Here is a 4,152-nt window from a genome sequence, read left to right as displayed (position 1 = left end):
GTGGGAATTATAAATTATGAATTGGGAGTGGAGAGTGGGGAGAATAAATAAACACAATCTCCTGTCTCCCGTTTCCCGTCTCCTGTCTCCTGTCTCCTATCTCCTGTCTCCTGTCTCCTATAATTTCGTTTATCTTCGTTAAGATGTATTATGGCTGGGGAGAACATCTCCTAGAATGGAGGCAACTTTCCCGACACAAATTAGGAGAAACCCACAGATATAATAGAAAAGCATCCATACTCATTATTTTTCTACCATCATTCCCCCCCTATCCTCTCTGGTATTATCCCCATGCTTGATGCTGTCATAATTTTACTATTCGTCTTCGCTGTTGCCAGTATTGGTTATAGTGGTGTTGACTTGCTGCCGGTTGCTGTCCAGTCGCAAATCAGCAATATTGAAGCTTTACGCTGGTTATCGGCGGGTTTTGCCTCAATTATTGGTTTGGCTATTGGTTTAGTTGCCCAAACTACCTATCGTCGTCTAGAAACCCAAGTACGACAAACTCCGATCGAAGTTATTTTAACCCGTTCGGTCGGTCTCGTTATCGGTTTGTTAATTGCTAATCTGATCCTAGCTCCGATTTTCTTCCTCCCGATTCCCAGAGAATTCTCGTTTATCAAGCCGATAATCGCTATTTTAGGCAGTATTATGTTTTCCTATCTGGGGGTTAGTTTAGCTGATACCCACGGTCGCACTTTTCTGCGTCTGATTAACCCCAATAGTATGGAATCAATTCTAGTGGCAGAAGGAACCCTGCAAGCGGCCGCCACCAAAGTTGTTGACACCAGTTGTATTATCGATGGTCGTATCGAACAATTGTTAGACACGGGATTTATCGAGGGACAGATACTCATCCCCCAATTTATCCTTCAGGAATTGCAACAGTTAGCGGATGGTAGTAACGACCAAAAACGAGTTAGAGGAAGACGAGGATTAGATATCTTAAACCGGATGCAGCAAGAATTCCCCGATCGCATTGTCATTCATCCCGCCGATTATGAGGATATTAGCACCGTAGATGCCAAATTAGTCCATCTTGCCCAGGAAATTAACGCCACCTTGCTCACTAACGATTATAATCTCAGTAAAGTGGCCAATCTGCAAAAAGTCACCATCTTGAATGTCAACGATCTCGCTCAAGCAGTACGCCCGATCTACTTGCCCGGGGATACGTTGGATCTAAAAATTCTCAAAGCAGGAAAAGAACCCACCCAAGGCATCGGTTATCTAGAAGATGGCACGATGGTGGTGGTAGAAGAAGGAAAAGACTATCTAGGGGGAGAATTGCGGGTAGTGGTGACATCTGCACTGCAAACCTCGGCCGGACGGATGATTTTTGCTAAACCCCAAAATTCCCTGATTGCTTAAAGGTAATAAAACCCAAAAAAGCCTCAAATACAGAGCCAGAGGGGATTGTATTTGAGGTATTTTATTTTTTAAGGGAAGTTAAGTCACTAACCGAACCATCTAGCCAATTTATATCTAAATTAGGCCGGTTTATTGAGTACGGCCATGGACTGACGAGCAAAACCGAAATAACTATCCCAGAATTGTTTCTGACTATCGAGGGCAACTTTGGTGGCGGTTTCTTGGGCGGTTAGGTAGGATTTCACCCATTCCTGTTGATATTCGAGGGATTTAACCAAAGTTTCTGGAAACTCAAACACTGGTGTAGTCGTGGGAACACCATTACCCCAAGCGGACAGAAGCATTTTCTGCCATTCGGCTAGGTATTTTTGGTATTCTTCAAGATAATTGGTGTTCATAGAAGTCAAACCGCTAACTAGCCCATCTGGAAGGAGATGGTGAGAAAGTGGGGCGGTGTTGCCACCTTCTCGAAAGCAAAAATCGCGCCGAGATAAAATATAATGTTCTATCCCTTCTTTAATTATAACCTGAGTTTGCGATCAGCCAAAATTTTCATGCGATTGCCATGGGCTGGCCCTATTTTTTGGTGACTCGGAACTAACGCTAAAATAATCCTACTCTAGCCATTTTCTCCCAACTATGATCGATCACCCTATTCATGTAATTGGTGGAGGATTAGCGGGGACTGAGGCGGCGTGGCAGATAGCCCAAGCAGGTATTCCCGTGATCCTGCACGAAATGCGCCCAATTCGCTCTAGTCCCGCCCACCATAGCCAATTTTTAGCCGAATTAGTCTGTAGTAACTCCTTTGGTGCCATGGCGGTGGATCGCGCTACTGGGTTACTCCATGAAGAATTACGACGCTTAAATTCTCTAGTTATTGCCCAGGCCGATCAGCACAGTGTCCCCGCAGGAGGGGCTTTAGCGGTCGATCGAGGGGTCTTTAGTCGAAATTTGACGGAAATCTTGGCTAACCACCCTCTAGTCACCTTAAAACGTCAGGAGATCACGGAAATTCCCCGGGATGGTATCGTCGTTTTAACCACTGGACCTTTAACCAGTGCTGCTTTAGCCGCAGATCTGCAAAATTTTGCCGGCCTGGACTATCTGAGCTTTTTTGATGCCGCTAGTCCGATTATTCTAGGGGAATCTATTGATCGATCGATCGCTTTTCTGGCCTCTCGTTACGATAAAGGTGAGGCCGCCTATCTCAATTGTCCTATGGATCGGGAACAATACCTGCATTTCTGGCAAGAGTTAAAACAGGCAGAACAAGCGGAATTAAAGGATTTTGAGCGAGAAAATGCCAAATTTTTCGAGGCTTGTCTGCCAATCGAAGAATTAGCCAGTCGGGGAGAGGATACCATGCGTTTTGGTCCCCTGAAACCGGTGGGATTAGCGGATCCCAGATATCCGGATCAACGTCCCTACGCAGTTATACAGTTGCGAATGGAAGATAAAGCGGGGCAATTGTGGAATATGGTGGGATTTCAAACTAATTTAAAATGGGGTGAACAAACACGGGTTTTCCGTCTGATTCCGGGGTTAGAAAAGGCCGAATTTGTCCGCATGGGAGTGATGCACAAAAACACCTTTATCAATTCTCCCCAGTTATTATCCTCCAGTCTCCAGTTTAAATCGCGACCGACGCTGTTAGCGGCAGGACAGTTAATCGGCACGGAAGGCTATACGGCTGCGGCTGCTGGGGGATGGTTAGCGGGAACTAATGCCGCTCGTTTAGCTTTAGGATTAGAAACGGTGACATTGCCAACCACAACGATGATGGGGTCATTATTTGAGTTTATCAGCAGTGCCGAACCGAAACATTTTCAACCGATGCCGCCAAATTTTGGCATTTTGCCGAATTTTACCAGAAAAATCCGCAATAAACGGGAACGTTACGGTCAATATGCCGATCGCTCTTTGCAGGATTTAGAAGCATGGTTGAATCAGTTAAAAACTCCCTGTCTCGTCTAACTGTCAATCGCTAAATCGATCGCCCATAATAGAGAAGGAAACTATTTCTTTCTCTATCGCTATGCCAAACCCTGATTTTTTCCCTCCCCAATCCTACAGTCAAGAGGATGTGCAGGAAATTCTCTATTTGGCTATCTCCCGCCAAGGGGATAGGGGAGAAATTACCCGCCAACAGTTGTTAGAAATTGCCGACGATTTAGCTATTGAAGTTAAAGACTTAGAAGCGGCGGAAAAGGACTGGCAAGAGTCAAAAATGCTCAGTTATAAACGGCAAGAATTCGATCGCTTTCGTCGCGAGGAGCTAAAAAATAAAACCGTTCGCTATCTGATTATTAATAGTTTTTTTATTATCATTAATTTAATTAGTGCGGGAACAATTTCTTGGGCAATTTATATCTTTTTGCTGATGGGTTTACCTCTTTCTCTCTCGGCTTGGAAAACTTTTCAAAATCAAGGAATTGCCTACGAAGAAGCATTTAAACGCTGGAAAATTAAGGAGGAAATGAAAGAGTCTTTTACCAATCTTTGGACACAAGTTAAAAAGTTTTTACAGTTTTAATAGTGTTGCCAAATTAAGCCTTTTTTGTTTTTGTGAACCACAGAGACACAAAGGACACAAAGTTGAGTTGTCCACGACTACTTAGGGTCTGCTAAATAAATCTAAAAATCTTGTTGGGTAAGACTTTTAGACTTTTGGCAAATCAAAAAGTACCAAATGTGGGAGTGATTGGGGGGAAAATTCAGGTACTTTTTCCCTGAAAATTAGGTAATTGACCCTCTCAAAATCGCTAAAACCCCACACCC

Annotated in this window: 4 protein-coding genes; 3 read left to right on the top strand and 1 reads right to left on the bottom strand. The window is 44.0% G+C overall.

Annotated elements, in window-relative coordinates:
* Nucleotides 1–291 precede the first annotated feature (291 nt).
* The gene (locus IQ224_RS22040; RefSeq protein WP_002742939.1) at nucleotides 292–1,371 is read left to right on the top strand and encodes a PIN/TRAM domain-containing protein; all 1,080 of its coding nucleotides are present in this window, start codon (nucleotides 292–294) and stop codon (nucleotides 1,369–1,371) included.
* Nucleotides 1,372–1,490: 119 nt separating this feature from the next.
* On the opposite strand, the gene IQ224_RS22035 is transcribed toward IQ224_RS22040, so the two are convergent.
* On the bottom strand, nucleotides 1,491–1,769 hold the full coding sequence (locus IQ224_RS22035; RefSeq protein ID WP_002742940.1) for a hypothetical protein: 279 nt from the start codon (nucleotides 1,767–1,769) through the stop codon (nucleotides 1,491–1,493).
* Nucleotides 1,770–2,010: 241 nt separating this feature from the next.
* On the opposite strand from IQ224_RS22035, the gene trmFO reads away from it, so the two are divergent.
* Entirely contained in the window at nucleotides 2,011–3,348 is a 1,338-nt protein-coding gene (gene trmFO, locus IQ224_RS22030) for an FADH(2)-oxidizing methylenetetrahydrofolate--tRNA-(uracil(54)-C(5))-methyltransferase TrmFO (protein WP_002742943.1), read from the top strand.
* Between the two features lie 61 nt (nucleotides 3,349–3,409).
* Complete coding sequence (locus IQ224_RS22025) at nucleotides 3,410–3,907, top strand: 2TM domain-containing protein (protein WP_002742944.1); 498 nt, start codon at nucleotides 3,410–3,412, stop codon at nucleotides 3,905–3,907.
* The last annotated feature ends 245 nt before the right edge of the window (nucleotides 3,908–4,152 follow it).

This window comes from Microcystis sp. LEGE 00066, from assembly GCF_015207925.1.
Classification (GTDB): Bacteria; Cyanobacteriota; Cyanobacteriia; order Cyanobacteriales; family Microcystaceae; genus Microcystis; species Microcystis ichthyoblabe_A.
Note: the sequence above shows the minus strand (reverse complement) of the source record. Positions and strands in the feature narration are given on the sequence as shown.